Raw genomic sequence first — 17,842 nt, forward strand, 5'->3', positions numbered from 1 at the left:
CAGGCGGTTGAAGAGACCCGGGGGCGAACGTCCGTGTTCAAACTGATCGACAGGCTCAACGCGGCGCGGCTCCCCATGGGGGCCGCGTTCGCCGTTCCGGGGGGCGCCCGGGGCCTGACCGAGGTCGTTATGTCCGGGCTGCTGGCCATTCCCGCCGCCGCCGTCCTGTGGATGGTCGTCACGCCGGCGGGCCCTTTCGGCGTCCCGCCGGCCCGAACATCCGCCGCATCGGACACCTCTGTCCTGAGCCGCATCGACGGCTTTTTCCGCACCGGCGCGCCGTCCAGCCTGGCCGAGGCCACAGCCGCCAACAACGGCGCCCTGCGTCTGTTCGGAACGCGCGCCGGCGGCGCTGGCGGCGGGTCGGCCATCATTGGTCTGGCTGACGGCCGTCAGATCTCCGTCGCCGTCGGGGAGGAGATCGAGTCGGGCCTGAGGTTGGAAAGCGTCACAACCGACCATGCCGTGGTGGCGCGCGGCGCCTCGCGCACCCGCCTGGCGTTCAGCGAGGCTCCGGCGGGCGCGGCCCCGGCGCCGCCTCCCCCCTCCGGGCAGCAGGTCATCGCGCCGCCGACCCAGGCCGCCCGGGCCGCCGGCGATCCCATGCAACTGCTGAGCTCCGGCGCCCTGACGCCCCACGTGGTGAACGAGCGCATCACCGGGTTCATCATCACTCCGGCCGGCGCTGGGCCGGCCGCGCAGGCGGGCCTGCTACCCGGCGATGTCATTCAGGCCGTCAACGGCCAGGCGCTGGACAGCGTCTCCAGCCTGCCGCGCGTCGCCGCCGGACTGGCGGGCGCCGAGTCTCTCCACATCCGCTACGAGCGCGACGGCGAAGTCCGCGCCGCCACCCTGAGGATCGCCCAATGACCGCTGGCCCCAACCGCATCCTGGCCATGGTGGCCGCCGTCGTCATCGGCGCCTCGGGCCCGCTGGGCGCCGCTGCGCCGGCCCTTGCGCAATCCAGCCCGCGCCAGACCCTGAACGTGCAGGGCGCCGACATCCGCGCCTTCATCCAGGATATCGCCCGCACGACCGGCCACACCTTCATCGTCGACCCGCGCGTCACCGGCACGGTGACCGTCACCAGCGACCGGGCCCTGAGCCGTTCCGAACTGTTCGAGGTGTTCCTGTCCACCCTGCGCGCCAACGGCCTGGTGGTGTCGCCCACCGCATCGGGCGCCTATCGCGTGTCCCCGGCCGAAGGCGCGGCGCAGGGTCCCGCCACCGTAGGCGCCGAACGGTTCGCCACAGAGGTCTTCCAGATCGCCAACATCGACGCGGCCTCCGCCGCTGAGGTGGTGCGCCCGCTGGTGGGAGCCCAAGGGCAGGTGCTGGCCAATCCGCGCGGCAACACCCTGGTGGTGGCCGACTTTGCCGACAACCTGCGCCGCATCCGCGGCCTGATCAGCCAGATCGACGTGGATCGCTCGGCCTATGAAGTGATCACCCTGCGGAACTCCTCGGCGCGCGAGATCGCCCGGGTGGTGAACGAGGTTCTGGCGCCCCCCGGCGGCGGCTCGCCCGGCCTCGTCAGCGTGGTGCCGGTGGAGAGCTCCAACTCCATCGTCCTGCGCGGCGACCCGGCCGCCGTGGCCCGCATCCGCCCGCTGGTGGACGACCTGGACCGCCGCGCAGAGTCCGCCGACGACGTGCGCGTGGTGTTCCTTGAGCATGCCGACGCCGCCCAGCTGTTGCCCGTCCTTCAGCAGATGACCGGCCAGATCTCGCGGCCGCTGGAGGGCGTTCAGACCGCTTCAGCGGAGGGCGAACCGTCAGCCGCCGCCGCCGCCCCCGGCGCCCGCGCCAACATCGCCCGCTTCCCAGGCGCCAACGCCCTCGTCATTGCCGCCGCCCCTGAAACCCAGCGCATGCTGTCCGAAGTCATCCGCCAGCTGGACACCCGCCGTCAGCAGGTGCTGGTGGAGGCCATCGTCGTAGAGGTCTCTGACGACGCCGCCCGCGCCCTCGGCGTGCAATGGGCGCTGGCGGGCCGGGACGGCAACCCCCTGCTCGCCACCAACTATTCCAACACCTCGCCCAACATTCTTCCCATCCTCGGCGCCATCGCGGGAGAGCGGGAACTGGATGAGGACGACCCGCTGCTGGAGGATCTGCGCGGGGCGGCGCTGAACTCCCTGCTGGGCGCCAACGGCGTGCTGGGCATGGGCGGCGGCCGCATCGGTTCGGACGGCCTGTTCGGCGCCATCATCAACGCCGTGCGCAGCGACGAGGGTTCGAACCTGCTGTCCACCCCGTCGCTGATGACCCTGGACAACGAGGAAGCCACCATACTGGTGGGGCAGGAAGTGCCGGTCGTGGTCGGCGAGGTGCTGGGCTCCAACAACACCAACCCCTTCCGCACGACCCAGCGCCAGGACATCGGTGTGAAGCTGGAGGTGAGACCCCAGATCAATGCCGGCGGCGCCATCACCCTGTTTCTGCGCCAGGAGGTCTCCAGCATCAACGGCGTGCTGACCGCCGGCGCCAGCGATCTGGTCCTGAACAAGCGCGAGATCGAGACCACCGTGCTGGTGGACGACGGCCAGATCGCGGTGCTGGGAGGCCTGCTCGACCAGAACGAACTGCTCTCCGTCGAGAGCGTGCCGGGTCTGGGCGATATTCCCGTAATCGGCGGCCTGTTCCGGTCCACCCGGCGCGAACGGGGCCAGACCAACCTGATGGTCTTCATTCGCCCCACCATCATCCGCAGCCCCGGCGACGCCGCCCGCGTGGGCGCCGAGCGCTGGGACTACATGCGCAACCGCCAGATCGATCGCGACCCGACGGTGGAGCCGTCTCTGGACATGTTGATCCGCGACTACATGGGCGGCTACCGACCCGCCGCGCCGGTGTCGGGGGGCGACGTGATCTCGCCCGCCGGCATGATCCCCGGCCCTGTGGAAGGCGCGCCGCTGCCGCCGCCCGGGCGCTGATCCATGATCACCCTGGTCAATCCGACCCTGCCTTACGCCTTCGCCAAGCGGCACGGCGTGGTTCTGCTGGACGCGGGCGAGACGGCGCTGGTGGGGGTGCGGGACGGCGCGGATCCCCTGGCGCTGGTGGAGGCGCGCCGCGCGCTGGGCCGGCCCCTGCGCATCGAGCGGCTGACCGCCTCGGGCTTTGACCGGCGCCTGTCGGAAATCTACGCCGACGATCCCTTCTCGGGCGGAGAGCCGGGCGAGTTCGACATGCCCTCGGGGCTGGACGGGCTGATCGACGACATGCCCGCCGCGGCCGACCTGCTGGACGTCACCGACGACGCCCCGGTGATCCGCCTGATCAACGGGGTGATCGCCGAGGCCGTCCGCTCCGGAGCCTCGGACATCCACATCGAGCCCTATGAGCAGGCCCTGCTGATCCGCATGCGGGTGGACGGGGTGCTGCACGAGGCTTTGCGCCTGAACAGCCGCATCACCCCGCTGCTGGTGTCGCGCATCAAGGTCATGGCGCGGCTGGACATCGCCGAGAAGCGCGTGCCCCAGGACGGGCGTATCCCCCTGGCCCTGGGCGGCAAGACCCTGGACGTGCGCGTCTCGACCCTACCGTCGCGGGCCGGCGAGCGGGTGGTGCTGCGCATCCTGGACAAGGATCAGGCGGGCCTCAGCCTGGCCGAACTGGGCATGGACGAGCCTACGCTGGAAGCCTTCAGCCAGGCGCTGGCCGAGCCCAACGGCGTCATTCTGGTCACCGGCCCAACCGGCTCGGGCAAGACCACCAGCCTGTACGCCGGTCTGTCCGTTCTGAACGACGCCAGCCGCAACATCCTCACCGTCGAGGACCCGGTGGAGTACGCCATCGACGGGGTCGGACAGACCCAGGTCAACACCAAGGTCGGCATGACCTTTGCGGCGGGCCTGCGCGCCATCCTGCGTCAGGACCCGGACGTGGTCATGGTGGGCGAGATCCGCGACGTGGAGACCGCCCAGATCGCGGTGCAGGCCGCCCTGACCGGCCACCTGGTGCTGTCCACGGTCCACACCAACGACGCGGCGGGAGCCGTGACGCGCCTGCGCGACATGGGTATCGAGCCGTTCCTGCTGGCCTCGACCCTGCGCCTGATCGTGGCCCAGCGGCTGGTGCGGCGCCTGTGCCCCGACTGCCGCCGCCCCGAGCCGGCCGACAAGGCGACCGCCAAACTGGCCGGGATCAAGGAAGGCAAGACCATCTGGCGCGCCGCCGGCTGCGCCCACTGCAACCAGACCGGTTATCAGGGCCGGGTCGGCATCTATGAGACCATCCGCGTCACCGACGCCGTGCGCCGCCTGATCGCCGAGGAAGCGGGCGAGGAGGCCATCACCGTCGAGGCTCTGGGCCGGAAGGCCAGCCTGTCGGGCCGCGCCCGGACGCTGGTGCTGGAGGGCGTGACCACGGTGGAGGAATCCATCCGCGTCACCCGACAGTCGGTCGAGGATCCGGACTGATGGCCGCCTTCGACTATGTGGCCGTGGACCCGAAGGGCCGGACCCTGAAAGGGGTGGTCAGCGCCCCCGATGAGGCCGCCGCGCGCAATGTGCTGGATCGTCGCCGCCTGATGCCGCTGGAGGTGTCCGTCTCGTCCGCCCGTCCGAACCGGGAAACGACGTCCGGCGGTGGACGGCTGGGCTCCAAGACCCTGGCCCTGACCACGCGCCAGCTGGCCACCCTGGTGGCCGTTTCTCCGGTTGAGGAGGCGGTGCGCACCATCGCCCTGCAGAGCGAGCGGCCCGCCGTGCGCCGGGTGCTGATGGGGGTTCACACCGGGGTGCTGGAAGGCTTCCGCCTGTCCGAGGCCATGCGCCGTCAGGGCCCGGCCTTTCCGCCCCTGTACCGGGCCATGGTGTCGGCGGGCGAAAGCTCGGGGGCGCTGGGTCCGATTCTGGAGCGCATGGCCGATCTGCTGGAGCGCGAACAACAGGTGCGCGGCAAGGTCATCACGGCGCTGGTCTATCCCATCGTCCTGGCGGTGGTGGCCATCGGCGTCATCGCCGCCCTGATGGCCTTTGTGGTGCCGCGCGTGGTGGAGCAGTTCACCAGCATGAACCAGACCCTGCCCCTGCTGACCCGGGTGGTGATCGCGATCTCGAGCCTGATCACCGACTGGGGCTGGCTGGTGCTGATCGTTCTGGTCGTGGGGGGCGTGCTGTTCGCGGCAGGCCTGCGCCAGCCCGCCTTCCGCCTCAAGGTGGACGGGCTGATGCTGAAGCTGCCGGTTATCGGGCGGCTGATGCGCGACCTGCACGGCGCGCGCATGGCCCGGACCCTGTCCACCATGATCGCCGCAGGGCTGCCGGTGCTGGAAGGCCTGACCATCACCGCCCGGACCGTCTCCAACCGGGTGCTGCGCGCCGCCACCGAATCCATGGCCGAGTCCGTGCGCGAGGGCGGCGGGCTGTCGGCCGCCATGCGCAGGGCCGAGGTGTTTCCGCCCATCCTCGTCTACATGACCGCCTCGGGCGAAAGCAGCGGCCGTCTTGAGCCCATGCTGGAACGCGCCGCCGACTATCTGGAGCGCGAGTTCGCCACCTTCACCGCCGTGATGCTGAGCCTGCTGGAGCCGGCCATCATCGTGGTCATGGGCGGGATCGTCGCCGTGATCGTGCTGTCCATCCTGCTGCCCATTCTTCAGATCAACACCCTGGCCCTCGGATAAGCGAGCGTATCATGATGCATCTTGGCCCTATCACTCGCCGCGCGGCGGCTCGCTGCTTGAGGGCGCCGCGCGTCCGCGCCAACCGCCGCAAACGCGCGGGCTTCACCCTGGTCGAGGTCATGGTGGTGGTGGTCATCATCGGGTTGCTGGCCACGGTGGTGGTCATCAACGTCCTGCCCGCCCAGGATCGCGCCATGGTCGAGAAGGCCACGGCCGACATCGCCGTACTGGAGCAGGCGGTTGAGACCTATCGCCTCGACAACCTGACCTTCCCCCGCACCGAGGACGGCCTTCAGGCGCTGGTCAGCCCGCCCGCGAGCCTGACCCGGCCGGAACGCTACCGCCAGGGCGGCTATGTGCGCCGCCTGCCCGACGATCCGTGGGGCAACCCCTATCAGTACCGGCAACCGGGCCGGGACAACCGCCCTTTCGAGATCATCTCCCTGGGCGCCGACGGCCAGGAAGGGGGCGAGGGCAATGACGCCGACATCTCCAACTGGCGCTGACCGGCTCCGCCGCGCCGGCTTCACCCTGGTCGAGGTGATGGTGGTCACGGCCCTGATCGGTCTGGCCGCGGGGGCCGTGGTCATGACCCTGCCCGATCCGCGCCCGCCGGTGGGCCAGCAGGCCGAGGTCTTCGCCGCACGGCTGGTGCGCGCAAGGGAAGAGGCCATCCTGACCGGCCGTCCGGTGGCGGTGACGGCTGATGCACGCGGCTACGCCTTCGAGGTGTTCACGGGCGGAGAATGGGGGCCGCTGGAAGACGGTATGTTCCGCCGCGCCGACTGGGGCGAGGACGTGCGCGTCACCCTGCCGCGCGAGACGGCCCGCACCGCCTTCGACCCCACCGGCATGGCCGAGCCACTCACCGTGGCCCTGTCGCGCGGAGATGGGACGGTGAGCGTGACCGTGGACGGCTCCGGCGAGGTGCGCGTGGATGACTGAGCGGCCGGGGTTCAGCCTGATCGAGATGGTGGTGGCCCTGGGCGTCTTCAGCCTGGCGGCCCTGGCCCTGCTGAACCTCATGGGCGAAGGGGTGCGCTCGGCCGTGCGCGCCGAGACCCGCACCTTCGGCACCGTGGTGGCCGAGAACGTGGCGGTGGAGGCCGTGATCGCCCGCGATCCGCCCTCACAGGGAACCCAGGACGGGCAGGTGCAACTGGCCGGGCGCGACTGGCGCTGGACCCGCACCGTGACCGCAACCGAAGACCCCGGCATCCTGCGCATCGACGTTTCCGTCAGCGACGACGGCGAGCACGCCGCCGATCTGGCCGTGTTCCGGAGCGTCCAATGACCCGGCGCGCGGGCTTCACCCTGGTCGAGGTTCTGGTCGCCCTGGCCATCTTCGCCATGATCGCCTCGGCGGGGGTGGGCCTGCTGTCCTTCGCTATCGACAACCGCCTGGCCGTGCGTGACGCCAGCGAACGCACCGCCGCCTTTCAGCGCACCCGCGCCCTGATGCGGGCCGATCTGGGACAGGCGGCGCCCCGGCGGGTGCGCGGCGCGGACGGCGCGCCCCAGCCGGCGTTCGAGCTGGGCGGCGAGGCCCTGTTCGCCGTCACCCGCCGCGGCTGGATCAATCCCGGGGAAGCCCAGCGCGCCTCCATGCAGCGGGTCGACTACCGCTTGATCGATGGCCGGCTCGAGCGGCGGGTGCGCGAGCGCCTGGACGGGGCCCGCCCGGCCGAGCCGCAGGTGTTGCTGGAGAATGTGGAGAGCGCACAGGTCACAGCCATCCTCGACGGCGATCCCATCGCCGGCTGGCGCCCGACCCGGAACCGCCCCCTGCCCGACGCGGTGCGCATCGACCTCACACTGGACGGCTACGGCCCGGTCAGCCAGTTGTTCATGGTGGCGGGGGCCGACGCATGAAGCCCTCCCGACGCGAACGTGAGGGCATGGCCCTTCTGACCGTCCTGCTGCTGGTGGCGGTAATGGCGGCGCTGTCCGTGGTCATGCTGGACGACATCCGCTTCTCCGTGCGGCGGGCCACCAACGCATCGGCCATGGATCAGGCCCAATGGTACGGCCTGGGCGCCGAAACCCTGGCGCGGAGTCAGGTGCGGCGGTTGATGGACCAGAACAGCAGCCGCACGCCGCTGGAGCCCGAATGGAACGGCCGCACCTTCGACTTTCCGGTCGATGAGGGCGGCGCGATCCGCGTGACCGTGCGCGATGGTCAGGCGTGCTTCAACTTGAACAGCGTCGTGTCCGGCGAGGGTGAGGCGCTGGCCCGCAACGACGACGGGGTGCGCCAGTTCCTGGCCCTGTCCCGCGCGGTGGGCGTGGCCGAGGCGCGGGCGCGGGCCGTGGCCGACGGGCTGGTGGACTGGATCGATACCGACAGCCGGTCCGAGCCCCTCGGCGGAGAGGACGGCGCCTACGCCGGTCAGGCGACGCCTTACCGCACCGGCGGGACCCTGCTGGCCGAAGTCAGCGAACTGCGCGCCGTGCGCGGGGTATCGGCCGAGGACTACGGCCGCCTGCGGCCCCATCTTTGCGCCCTGCCGGTAACCGGCGTCACCGCCATCAATGTGAACACCCTGACGCCGGATCAGGCGGTGCTGCTGGTCATGATGACCGATGGTCGGCTCTCGGAAACCGCCGCCCGCCGGGTGATCGGGGCGCGGCCGCCCGGCGGCTGGACCAACACCGCCGCCTTCTGGGGCCAGCCGGCCCTGGCGGGCATCACCCCCTCCAACGCCGCCTATGACCAGGCCGGCGTCTTCACCCGCTTCTTCGCCCTCGACGCCCGGGTCGCCCACGGCGGCGCCGAGGCGGTCATGAGCGCCCTGATCGAGGCCGCCCCCGGCGGGGCGGTCCGCACCGTGGCGCGCCGATGGACAACCGACGAATGACCCTGACCCGACTTCTCCTGCTGGCGCCGTCGGCGGACCAGCCCTCCCCCTGGCTGGCGGTGGACCGCGACGGCCACGTGCTGCAGCGCGGCCTGCTGACGCTCGACCGCGCCGGCGCCCCGCCGACCCCCATGCGCACCGTGGCCGTGGCGCCCGGGGCCGACGTCATGGTCCGCTGGCTGGATCTGCCCGGACGCAATGAGGCGCAGGGGCGGGCCGCCGCCCTGTGGGCCCTGCGTGACGATCTGGCCGCCCCGCCCGACCGTCTGCGCGTGTCGCTGGGCCCGCGCCGCGAGACCGACGGCCGGCGCCTGGTGGCCGTGGCCAATGCGGCGCTGGTGGACGCCTGGATCGCCTATGCCGAGTCCCTCGGCGTGACGCCGGACGTGATCGTGCCGGATCATCTGACCGTGGCGCCTCCCCAGCAGGGCGAGGGCCTGACCTCGGTGGGCTTCGGGCCGATGACCGCCCTGCGGGGCATCGACCTGTCGGTGACGGTGGAGCCGGATCTGGCGCCGCTGATCGCGGGCGAACGGCCCGTGACCCCGGTGGAACGGGCCGAAGACGTCGAGGCCATGCTGGTTCAGGCCGCCCTGAACCCGCCGGTCAATCTGATCGGCCGCACCCGCGCCGCCGACGACGGTCTGGGGGTCTGGCGCCGCGCGGCGGTGATGGCCGGCCTGCTGGTCCTGTCGCCCCTGCTTCTGCTCGGGGTGGCGGCGGCGCGGGACGATCTGGCGGCGCGGGATCTGAACAGCCAGAGCACGGCCATGCTGCGTCAGGCGTTCCCCGATATGGCGCCGGACGCAGACCCGGAGGCGGAGGCCCTGCGCCGGTTGAACGCCACGGCCGCATCCGGCGGGGTGTCCGGCGTCACCGCCGCCCTGTTCGCCGCCGTGGAGCAGGTGGAGGGGACCGAGCTGGACGCCCTGTCGGTCTATGCCGACGGCCAGGTGAGGGCCACGGTATCCTATGGCGCCTATGGCGATCTGGAGGCGCTGGACGCCGCCCTCGCCGCCTCGGGCCTCGGCCTGACCGACGAGACCACCCTTGAGGAGGGCGGCCGCATGGTCAGCGACGTGATCATCGGAGCCGCCGCATGAACGCCTTCAATGAACAGATGAAGACCGCCCGGGTCTGGTGGGACGGCCGCACAGCCCGCGAGCACGTGATGCTGGGCGTACTCGGCGGGGTGCTGGCGCTGGTGCTGGCGTGGTTCCTGATCCTCGCGCCCCTGCTGGCGTGGAAGGCGGGCGCCGCCGACCGGCTGCACGCCGCGGTCCAGACCCATGCCCTGGCCTCGGCGGCGGCCGGGATCGACCCATCCCGCGGCGTCGCCCGCACTCCTGCCGACATAGAAGGCCTGCTGACCAATAGCGCGGCCGACGCGGGCGTCGCAGTTCAGGTGACCGCTGAGGGCGGGGGCGTCAGCTTCGCGGTGGAGTCGGCTGAAACCGCCCGGCTGTTCGGCTGGATCGCTGCTCTGGAGCGGGCCGGGCTGACCATCGCCAGCCTCAGCGTGCTGGAGAATGCCGACGCCACCCTGCAGGCGCAGGGGACCGTGGCCCCGTGAGCCGGCTGACGTTGATTCTCGTTTTCGCCGCGTCGCTGGTGCTCATGCTGGCGGTGCTGACGCCGCTGCGTCTGGTTCTGGGCATGGCGGGCGCCGACGATCTGGGCCTGTCCGCCGACCGGGTGGAGGGACCGTTCTGGGGCGGGCGGGTCGTCGGGGCGCGGGCGGGCGTCATGCCGCTGGGCGACCTGAGGGTTTCGGTCAATCCGTTCGCCCTGATGCTGGCGGGCGACGCCGCAGAGCGCCTGAGCGCGGTGACGGTGCGTGACGCCTCGGGCGAGCCCATCCCGCTGGAAGGCTTCGCCGTCTACAGGCCCAGCGGCCCGTAAAGCCAGGTCATCCAGATCCCCAGCGCCAGGAACACGCCGAAGGGCAGGCGGTCCTCCCCCGAAACCGGCTGCTGCAGGACCAGACGCGCCAGAACGAGGCTCAATCCAGCCACCGAGGCCCACAGCAGCACGCTGGGCAGGCCCATCCAGCCGACCCAAGCGCCCGCCGCGGCCAGCAGGCGGAAGTCGCCGCCGCCCAGCCCCTCGCGTCCGCGCGTCCGGCGATAGAGCGCGGCGATCCCCCACAACACGGCAAACCCGACCGCTGCGCCGATCAGATGGTCGATCAGGGCGGCCCGGTCGAACAGCGCCGTCGCCGCCAGCCCGCCCGCCAGCAGCGGCAGGGTCAGCCAGTCCGGCAGCCAGAAGTGCCGGGCGTCGACGGCCGCGATCAGCAGTAGGCCCCAGCCCAGCAGGGCGGTGACAACGATAGGGGCTGGACCGAAGAGGGACCACGCACCGGCCGCCGCGCCGAGCGCCGCGAGTCCGGTCATGAGGATGGGCGAGGCGCGCCTCGGTCCGTTTTCGTCCAGGCGCGCCGTCAGCATGGCTGCGCCGAAACCCGCTGCCGCTCCGGCCCCTGCGAGCGGCAGAACCAGCATCAGCCCCGCCTCGCCCGGGCCCATTCGCCTCAGCCCTGGTTGTGCCGGGCGAAGACCCGGGTGGCGCCACCGTTGAGCACCAGCAGGGTTTCATAGGGTTGCCCCGCCCGTCCGGAAACCTCCATCCCCGGCGAGCCAAGGGGCATGCCGGGCACGGCCAGTCCCACCGCGCGGGGACGCTCGTTCAGCATGCGGATGACGTCGGCCGCCGGGATGTGACCCTCAAAGATGTAGCCGTCCGCCACACCCGAATGACACGACATCAGTCGGTCGGGCAGGCCGTGGCGACGGCGAATGGGCGACAGATCGTCAAGAATCTCGACCGTGGTTGCAAAGCCCGCGCGCTGGAGGTGTTCCACCCAGCCGTCGCAACAACCGCACGTCGGTGTCTTGTAGACGGTGATGGCCCGGGTTCGGGCCAGGGCGGCGCCGGGCGCCAGCAGAGCCGCCGCCGTCAGCAGGGTGCGTCGGTTCAGAGACATGAGCTCGTCCTCTTCAGACGGAGGGGCCGATCCCTATGGCCGGTTCAGGTCGGCCAGGGCGCGTGACAGGTCCAGGCGGATCAGGCGCGCCGCTTCGGCCACGGCGCGCTGTTCGCCGTCGCGCTGGGCGGCGATGGCGGCATAGGCCTGGTCGGCGGCGGCGTAGGTGACCGTCGCAGTCACCGCGTCGGTGATGGTTTCCCCGCCGGAGACGGGCGCCAGCTGGTAACGCACGATCATCACCAGTTCATAGCGCGACACCGTGTCGTCCACCCGGCGACCCAGGGCAACCCGGCGCTGCTCCACGTCGGTCTGCAGCCGCCACAGGGGCGTCTGGCCGCGGTCCCACGCCAGCTCATCCTCCAGCGCCTGGCGCAGCTCGTAGCCCGTCCGGGTGTCCGGGACCGAAACCGAGATGCGCGACAGGGTCGGCGAGACGCCGGGCTCCGCGTACAGGGGCGTGAAACCGCAGGCGGCCAGCATCAGCAGGGCGCTGACAGCGGCGCCGATGCGGGCCAGACGGATCATCCGGCCACCAGATTGATGATGCGGTCGGGCACCACGATGACCTTTCGGACCGACTGGCTGACCGAGGCAAGGTAGGCCTGAACCGCCGGGTTCGCCAGAGCCGCCTCGCGCACCTGATCCTCAGGCGCGCCGCGGGGCATCACCACCTCGCCGCGCCGCTTGCCGTTGATCTGGATGGGCAGGGTCAATTCGTCGTCCGTGGCCAGCGCCGGGTCGTATGCCGGCCAGGGCGCGTCCAGAACCATGCCCTCCTCGCCCAGGCGGCTCCAGCATTCCTCGGCCAGGTGCGGGGTGAAGGGCGCGATCAGACGGGCCAAGGCCGACAGGGCCTCGCGCCGGGCCTCGCCGCCCGCCTCCGCATGGGCGCGGATGACGGCCACGAAGGCGTACAGCTTGGCGATGGCGGCGTTGAAGCGGAAGCCCTCGACCCCCTCGCTGACCGCCTTGATGGCCTTGTGGGTCTCGCGGCGCAGGGCCTCGTCCAGCCTGGCGTCGCCAGCCCTGGCGGGATCGAAGCCGTCGAATTCGGTCCAGACCCGCTGCACGAAGCGGCTGGCGCCCTCGACACCACCGGTGGTCCACTGCACGTCACGCTCGGGCGGGCTGTCGGACAGCACGAACAGGCGCCCGGCGTCCACGCCGTAGGCCTCCAGAATCTCTTCAGGGGCGACCACGTTCTTTTTGGACTTCGACATCTTCTCGATGTCGCCGATGGTCAGGGCCTCGCCAGTGGAGCGGCGCATGGCTGTGCGCCGGTCGCCCCCGGTGACGATTTCCACGTCTGTCGGCTCGATCCACTTGCCGTCGGCCGCCTTGTAGGTCTCGTGGACCACCATCCCTTGGGTGAACAGGCCGGCGAACGGCTCTTTCACGTTCATCAGGCCCGCATCGGACAGGGCCCGCGTGATGAAGCGGGCGTAGAGCAGGTGCAGGATCGCGTGCTCGACCCCGCCGATGTACTGGTCCACCGGCAGCCAGCGGTCCGCCGCCGCCTTGTCGATGGGCGCGTCGGCGGTGGGATCGGTGAAGCGCGCGAAATACCACGAGCTGTCCACGAAGGTGTCCAGGGTGTCCGTCTCGCGGCGAGCGTCCGCACCGCACGAGGGGCATGCCACATGCTTCCAGGTGGGGTGCCGGTCCAGCGGGTTGCCGGGCACGTCGAAGGTCACGTCCCTGGGCAGTTCCACCGGCAGCTGGTCAGCCGGGACCGGGACCGGTCCACACGCCTCGCAATGGATGATGGGGATGGGGCAGCCCCAGTAGCGCTGGCGCGACACGCCCCAGTCCCGGAGGCGATAGACCGTGGCGCCTTCGCCGAGGCCGGCCGCCTCGATGCGGGCCACCGCCGCCGTCCTGGCGGATTCCACGTCCAGCCCGTCCAGATCGGCCGAGTTGAAGATGCGGCCGGGACCCACATAGGCCTCGTCGGCCACGTGGAAGTCCTCGCCGGCGCTGTCAGGGCGCACCACCGGGATGACCGGCAGGTCGTATTTGCGGGCGAAATCCAGATCGCGCTGGTCGTGGGCCGGGCAGGCGAAGATGGCGCCGGTGCCGTATTCCGACAGGATGAAGTTGGCGATCCACACCGGGACCGTGCGTGTCGGGTCCAGCGGATGGACGGCGGTCAGGCCGGTGTCGAAGCCGATCTTCTCGGCCTGGTCGATCTCGGCCTGGCTGGCGCCGCCCTTCTTGCAGTCGGCGATGAAGGCCAAGGCCTCGGGGCTGCGTGCGGCGATGGCGGCCGACAGCGGATGATCGGGCGCCAGACCCACGAAGGACGCGCCATACAGGGTGTCGGGCCGGGTGGTGAACACCTCGACGCTGTCGAAGCCTTCGGGAACCTCGCCCTTCAGGGGCCAGGTCACCCGGGCGCCGGTGGAGCGGCCGATCCAGTTGGCCTGCATCAGCCGGACCTTCTCGGGCCAGCGGTCGAGGGTGGACAGCCCCTCGACCAGATCATCGGCGTAGTCGGTGATCCGCAGGAACCACTGGGTCAGCTTCTTCTTCTCGACCTCGGCGCCGGAGCGCCAGCCGCGGCCGTCGATCACCTGCTCGTTGGCCAGGACGGTGTTGTCCACCGGATCCCAGTTGACGACGCCTTCCTTGCGATAGACCAGGCCGCGCTTCAGCAGTTCGATGAACCAGGCCTGCTGCTTGCCGTAATAGGCCGGATCGCAGGTGGCGAACTCGCGGCTCCAGTCCAGCGACAGGCCCAGAAGTTTCAGCTGGTCGCGCATGGCGGCGATGTTGGACCAGGTCCAGTCGCCGGGGTGCACGCCCCGCTCCATGGCCGCGTTCTCGGCCGGCATGCCGAACGCGTCCCAGCCCATGGGGTGCAGCACATCGAAGCCCTGGGCCCGCTTGTGCCGAGCCACCACGTCGCCCATCACATAGTTGCGGGCGTGGCCCATGTGGATGTTCCCGCTGGGGTAGGGGAACATCTCCAGCACATAGTATTTCGGCCGCCCGGTGTCGCCGGTCGGGGTCACGAAGGCTTTCGCCGCCTCCCAGCGTTCACGCTGGCGAGGCTCGGCCGTCCGGGGATCGTATCGCGTCATGCGGTCAGTCTGGCTCCGGCGATCAGCCGGCGTGGGCGAGGTTCAGCTGGCGCGCCCGCGTCAGGATGGCGTTCTCCAGATCCGTTTCGGTCTGGGGATTCACCGCCTGGGCGATCCACTGACCCGCTTCGTTGCGGACCTCGCGGGTCACGGTGACATTCAGGGCGTCGGCGCGGAGCCGCGTGTCGAGGATGAAGACCGTGGCCTTGAAACGCTCGTTCGGCGACGCGGCCGGGGTGTGCCAGTCATAGTTGATCACGCCGCCCCACGGGTCCGCAGTGATCAGCGGCATGAAGGACAGGGTGTCGAGCGAGGCGCGCCACAGGAAACTGTTGACCCCGATGCCTTGCTCGGTCCCGGCCGAGGCCGTTCTGTCGCCGCGCGAAAGGGGGTTCAGGCTGCTGCAGCTCGCCAGGGCGACGCTGGAGGCGATCAGGGCGATCGACACGCCGCGGGTGATGGCCATGGGAAACTCCGTCAAATGTATTGCCGCACCGCCGGGCGCATGCGACCGGACGACCGGCGCCGCGCCCCCACGGACCGCCCTCAGGGTCTATAGCATGGCGAACCGCCGCGCTGACAAGCGGTCCTTCGCATTCTCGTCGGGGAACTCCCGTGTTGCGCGAGCCACAGACCTGCATGAACCTGTCACGGAACCTTGTCAGGGCCATCGCATTGCGTTGACCGGGCTGTGAGACCATGTCTAATCGACGATGCCGGTACCGGTCACACCGACCGGTCGGCGAGGGACGAACAACGGTCCAGGCCGCTAAAGGGGCGGAAACGGGTGATGCGGGTCCAGGGACTCATTGTTGCGATGGCCGCTGCGGCGGCCCTGACGGCGACGGCGCAGGACGCCTCGGCGCAGACTCGCGACTCCGCCCGCGCCGCTGTCCAGACTTCCCCTACGGTCCGCAATGATCTGGTGTCCGAGCGCGACACGCCGCGCCGCGGCCTGCAGTGGAACGAGGACGGCCGCTGGGGCCTCGACCTGAACCTCAGCCAGCCGGTCGGTCGTGAAGCGGACTGGAGCGACGTTCAGGCCGGCGCCTACTACCGCCTCAACCCGCGCCTTCGCGTCGGCGCCGCCGCCTCCCTGTCCGAGCCGCAGACCGATCCGGCGCGACCAGTTGAATCGGACCGCCGCTCCCAGCCCCGCGTGCGGCTGGAGACCATCTTCAAATTCTAGACGGACGACGGGCCAAAGGCCCTGACGATCCCGTCGACCGCGCATATCCCGGCCGCCCCGCTGGAGGCGAGCGCTGGCGCGCTTGCCGCATCAATCCCGCCCAGCCCCAGAACAGGCAAACGCGCCGCTGAAACCAACGCGCCGAAGCCTTCCACGCCCAGCGCCTCGCCGCCGGACGGGCTGGCGGTCGCAAACACCGGCGACAGCACGGCGGCGTCGAGCCCCATGTCCGCAGCCCGGTCCAGCGCCTCTGGCGAATGGGCTGCGCCGGTGACCAGCATCAGTCCCGCCGCCCGCGCCTCCCCCGCCCGGTGAAGGGCGCGCTCGGGCAGGTGCACCCCGTCCGCGCCGACGGCGATGGCCAGCGCGATATCCAGCCCGATCAGCAGACGCACTTGCGCCTCCAGGGTGACACCCCTCAGCCGTCGCGCGTCCGACTCCGCCTGCGGCCTGCCGAAGCCGCGATAGATCACCGCCGAGCCGGCGGCCAGGCGGGCGGCGGTCTCCCATGGACCGGGTGTGCGGTCGGGGTCGGTGACGAAGATCAGGGGCGGCAGGCGCGCCGCCGACGGGCTGACACGGGCGGCGCCGCGGTTTAAGGCCTTGGCCGTCTCCCACAACCGGGTCGCTTCGTCGGACAGGACCATGGATTCTCTCGTCGCCTCAGCCCTGGACACGGTGCGCCGCCGCATCGCCAAGGCGGCGCGGGCGGCGGGGCGGGATCCTTCGGATATCACGCTGACCGCCGTTTCCAAGCAGCAGCCCGAGGCCGCCATCCAGGCCGCACTTGACGCCGGCCAGCGCGTCTTCGGCGAGAACCGGGTTCAGGAGGCGCAGGGCCGCTGGACCGAGCGCCGCGCGGTTACGCCCGATCTCCACCTGCGGCTGATCGGGCCGCTGCAATCCAACAAGGCGGACCAGGCCCTTGCCCTGTTCGACGTGATCGAGACCCTGGACCGGGAAAAGCTGGCGCGGGCGCTGGCTGAAGCCGGCATGAAGGCTGGAATCCGGCCGCAGGTCCTGATCCAGATCAACACCGGCGAGGAGCCGCAGAAGGCGGGGATCATCCCCCCCGACGCCGACGCCTTCATCAAGGAGGTCCGCGCCGACTACGATTTCGACCTTCAGGGCCTGATGTGCATTCCGCCGCTGGAGGAGGAGCCGGCCCTGCATTTCGCCTTGCTGTCGCGAATCGCCACCCGCAACGGCCTCGGGGTGCTGTCCATGGGCATGAGCGGGGACTATGAGACGGCCGTGCGCTTCGGCGCGACCCATGTTCGCGTGGGTTCGGGCCTGTTCGGCGCCCGCTCCGCCCCCTGATCGGTCGCAAAGTCCCGCCGGAAGAGCGAATTTCGGCGTTCAAGCCTTGGCGATCGGCCCGGCGCTCGCCATTCTTGTTGTATGGCGCAATCCAAGACCCTGCTGATCATCGACGACGACAATGAACTGCGCGAGGCCCTGGCCGAGCAGCTGGACATGCATGACGAGTTCAAGACCGTCCAGGCCGCCACGGCGACGGACGGCGTGCGCATGGGCAAGGAGATCCGCGCGGACCTGATCCTGCTGGATGTGGACCTGCCCGACATGGACGGCCGCGAGGCGTGCCGTCAGATGCGCAAGGCCGGGGTCAAGGCGCCGATCATCATGCTGACCGGAGCGGTCGCCGATTCAGACGCCATTCTGGGTCTGGACTCCGGGGCCAATGACTATGTCACCAAGCCCTTCCGCTTCGGGGTGCTGCTGGCGCGCATCCGCGCCCATCTGCGCAGCCACGAACAGTCCGAGGACGCGGTTTTCGCCATCGGCCCCTACGAGTTCCGGCCCGCCAACAAGATGCTGATGGGCGACAAGGACAAGAAGATCCGGCTGACGGAGAAGGAAACCAACATCCTGAAGTACCTCTACCGCGCCGGGGCCAAGCCGGTGTCGCGCGAGGAACTGCTGACCGAGGTGTGGGGTTACAACGCAGGCGTCACCACCCATACGTTGGAGACGCACATCTACCGCCTGCGTCAAAAGATCGAGCCCGAGCCCGGCCAGGCGCGCCTGCTGGTCACCGACGCCGGCGGCTATCGGCTGCAGCCCTAAGGG

At 70.6% G+C, this 17,842-nt stretch carries 21 protein-coding genes; 15 read left to right on the forward strand and 6 right to left on the reverse strand.

Annotation, left to right across the window (positions count from 1 at the left end; genetic code table 11):
* The first annotated feature begins 33 nt into the window (after window positions 1-33).
* Genes ACK4SE_RS06545 through ACK4SE_RS06600 form a run of 12 tightly spaced genes read left to right on the forward strand, consistent with a single transcriptional unit; the run spans window position 34 to window position 10,392 of the window.
* On the forward strand, window positions 34-870 hold the full coding sequence (locus tag ACK4SE_RS06545; protein WP_409690174.1) for a type II secretion system protein N: 837 nt from the start codon (window positions 34-36) through the stop codon (window positions 868-870).
* A complete protein-coding gene (gene gspD, locus ACK4SE_RS06550; protein WP_409690176.1) occupies window positions 867-2,936 on the forward strand; it encodes a type II secretion system secretin GspD in 2,070 nt (689 codons plus the stop codon). Before ACK4SE_RS06545 ends, gspD begins: the two co-directional genes overlap by 4 nt.
* A 3-nt stretch (window positions 2,937-2,939) precedes the next feature.
* Window positions 2,940-4,424, forward strand: coding sequence for a type II secretion system ATPase GspE (gspE, locus tag ACK4SE_RS06555; RefSeq protein ID WP_409690179.1), 1,485 nt, complete (start codon window positions 2,940-2,942; stop codon window positions 4,422-4,424).
* Window positions 4,424-5,632 (forward strand): type II secretion system inner membrane protein GspF, encoded by a 1,209-nt coding sequence (gene gspF / locus ACK4SE_RS06560; RefSeq protein ID WP_409690182.1) that lies wholly within the window; start codon window positions 4,424-4,426, stop codon window positions 5,630-5,632. Before gspE ends, gspF begins: the two co-directional genes overlap by 1 nt.
* A 56-nt stretch (window positions 5,633-5,688) precedes the next feature.
* Entirely contained in the window at window positions 5,689-6,138 is a 450-nt protein-coding gene (gene gspG, locus ACK4SE_RS06565; RefSeq protein ID WP_409690185.1) for a type II secretion system major pseudopilin GspG, read from the forward strand.
* Window positions 6,110-6,577 (forward strand): GspH/FimT family pseudopilin, encoded by a 468-nt coding sequence (locus tag ACK4SE_RS06570; RefSeq protein ID WP_409690187.1) that lies wholly within the window; start codon window positions 6,110-6,112, stop codon window positions 6,575-6,577. The genes gspG and ACK4SE_RS06570 overlap by 29 nt, the downstream gene beginning before the upstream one ends.
* Complete coding sequence (gene gspI, locus ACK4SE_RS06575; RefSeq protein WP_409690189.1) at window positions 6,570-6,926, forward strand: type II secretion system minor pseudopilin GspI; 357 nt, start codon at window positions 6,570-6,572, stop codon at window positions 6,924-6,926. Before ACK4SE_RS06570 ends, gspI begins: the two co-directional genes overlap by 8 nt.
* Complete coding sequence (gene gspJ, locus ACK4SE_RS06580; protein WP_409690191.1) at window positions 6,923-7,504, forward strand: type II secretion system minor pseudopilin GspJ; 582 nt, start codon at window positions 6,923-6,925, stop codon at window positions 7,502-7,504. The genes gspI and gspJ overlap by 4 nt, the downstream gene beginning before the upstream one ends.
* A 26-nt stretch (window positions 7,505-7,530) precedes the next feature.
* The gene (gspK, locus tag ACK4SE_RS06585; protein WP_409690194.1) at window positions 7,531-8,490 is read left to right on the forward strand and encodes a type II secretion system minor pseudopilin GspK; all 960 of its coding nucleotides are present in this window, start codon (window positions 7,531-7,533) and stop codon (window positions 8,488-8,490) included.
* Window positions 8,487-9,593, forward strand: coding sequence for a type II secretion system protein GspL (gene gspL / locus ACK4SE_RS06590; RefSeq protein WP_409690196.1), 1,107 nt, complete (start codon window positions 8,487-8,489; stop codon window positions 9,591-9,593). Before gspK ends, gspL begins: the two co-directional genes overlap by 4 nt.
* A complete protein-coding gene (gene gspM, locus ACK4SE_RS06595) occupies window positions 9,590-10,063 on the forward strand; it encodes a type II secretion system protein GspM (RefSeq protein ID WP_409690199.1) in 474 nt (157 codons plus the stop codon). The genes gspL and gspM overlap by 4 nt, the downstream gene beginning before the upstream one ends.
* Window positions 10,060-10,392: a hypothetical protein gene (locus ACK4SE_RS06600; protein ID WP_409690202.1), complete on the forward strand. Its 333-nt coding sequence runs from the start codon at window positions 10,060-10,062 to the stop codon at window positions 10,390-10,392. Before gspM ends, ACK4SE_RS06600 begins: the two co-directional genes overlap by 4 nt.
* On the opposite strand, the gene ACK4SE_RS06605 is transcribed toward ACK4SE_RS06600, so the two are convergent.
* From ACK4SE_RS06605 to ACK4SE_RS06625, 5 genes are read right to left on the reverse strand one after another with little or no spacing between them, the layout of a single operon-like run.
* A complete protein-coding gene (locus tag ACK4SE_RS06605; RefSeq protein ID WP_409690205.1) occupies window positions 10,371-10,994 on the reverse strand; it encodes a prepilin peptidase in 624 nt (207 codons plus the stop codon). The two genes, ACK4SE_RS06600 and ACK4SE_RS06605, sit on opposite strands and share 22 nt — an antisense overlap.
* 29 nt (window positions 10,995-11,023) lie before the next feature.
* Window positions 11,024-11,476: a DUF411 domain-containing protein gene (locus tag ACK4SE_RS06610; protein WP_409690208.1), complete on the reverse strand. Its 453-nt coding sequence runs from the start codon at window positions 11,474-11,476 to the stop codon at window positions 11,024-11,026.
* A gap of 33 nt (window positions 11,477-11,509) precedes the next feature.
* The gene (gene lptE / locus ACK4SE_RS06615) at window positions 11,510-12,004 is read right to left on the reverse strand and encodes an LPS assembly lipoprotein LptE (RefSeq protein ID WP_409690210.1); all 495 of its coding nucleotides are present in this window, start codon (window positions 12,002-12,004) and stop codon (window positions 11,510-11,512) included.
* Window positions 12,001-14,562, reverse strand: a complete 2,562-nt coding sequence (gene leuS, locus ACK4SE_RS06620) for a leucine--tRNA ligase (protein ID WP_409690213.1) — start codon at window positions 14,560-14,562, stop codon at window positions 12,001-12,003. Before leuS ends, lptE begins: the two co-directional genes overlap by 4 nt.
* A 22-nt stretch (window positions 14,563-14,584) precedes the next feature.
* A complete protein-coding gene (locus ACK4SE_RS06625) occupies window positions 14,585-15,028 on the reverse strand; it encodes a DUF3576 domain-containing protein (protein WP_409690216.1) in 444 nt (147 codons plus the stop codon).
* A gap of 351 nt (window positions 15,029-15,379) precedes the next feature.
* On the opposite strand from ACK4SE_RS06625, the gene ACK4SE_RS06630 reads away from it, so the two are divergent.
* Window positions 15,380-15,751 carry an NtrZ family periplasmic regulatory protein gene (locus ACK4SE_RS06630; RefSeq protein ID WP_409690219.1) on the forward strand — a complete coding sequence of 124 codons (372 nt, stop codon included), beginning with the start codon at window positions 15,380-15,382 and terminating at the stop codon, window positions 15,749-15,751.
* On the opposite strand, the gene ACK4SE_RS06635 is transcribed toward ACK4SE_RS06630, so the two are convergent.
* Window positions 15,748-16,398, reverse strand: a complete 651-nt coding sequence (locus ACK4SE_RS06635; RefSeq protein ID WP_409690222.1) for a thiamine phosphate synthase — start codon at window positions 16,396-16,398, stop codon at window positions 15,748-15,750. The two genes, ACK4SE_RS06630 and ACK4SE_RS06635, sit on opposite strands and share 4 nt — an antisense overlap.
* On the opposite strand from ACK4SE_RS06635, the gene ACK4SE_RS06640 reads away from it, so the two are divergent.
* Together ACK4SE_RS06640 and ACK4SE_RS06645 are read left to right on the forward strand one after the other, a co-directional pair.
* Window positions 16,397-17,071 (forward strand): YggS family pyridoxal phosphate-dependent enzyme, encoded by a 675-nt coding sequence (locus ACK4SE_RS06640; protein WP_409690224.1) that lies wholly within the window; start codon window positions 16,397-16,399, stop codon window positions 17,069-17,071. The genes ACK4SE_RS06635 and ACK4SE_RS06640 overlap by 2 nt on opposite strands.
* 81 nt (window positions 17,072-17,152) lie before the next feature.
* On the forward strand, window positions 17,153-17,839 hold the full coding sequence (locus tag ACK4SE_RS06645; RefSeq protein ID WP_409690226.1) for a response regulator transcription factor: 687 nt from the start codon (window positions 17,153-17,155) through the stop codon (window positions 17,837-17,839).
* Window positions 17,840-17,842 lie beyond the last annotated feature (3 nt).

It is taken from the genome of Brevundimonas sp. (genome assembly GCF_046293315.1).
Lineage (GTDB): Bacteria > Pseudomonadota > Alphaproteobacteria > Caulobacterales > Caulobacteraceae > Brevundimonas.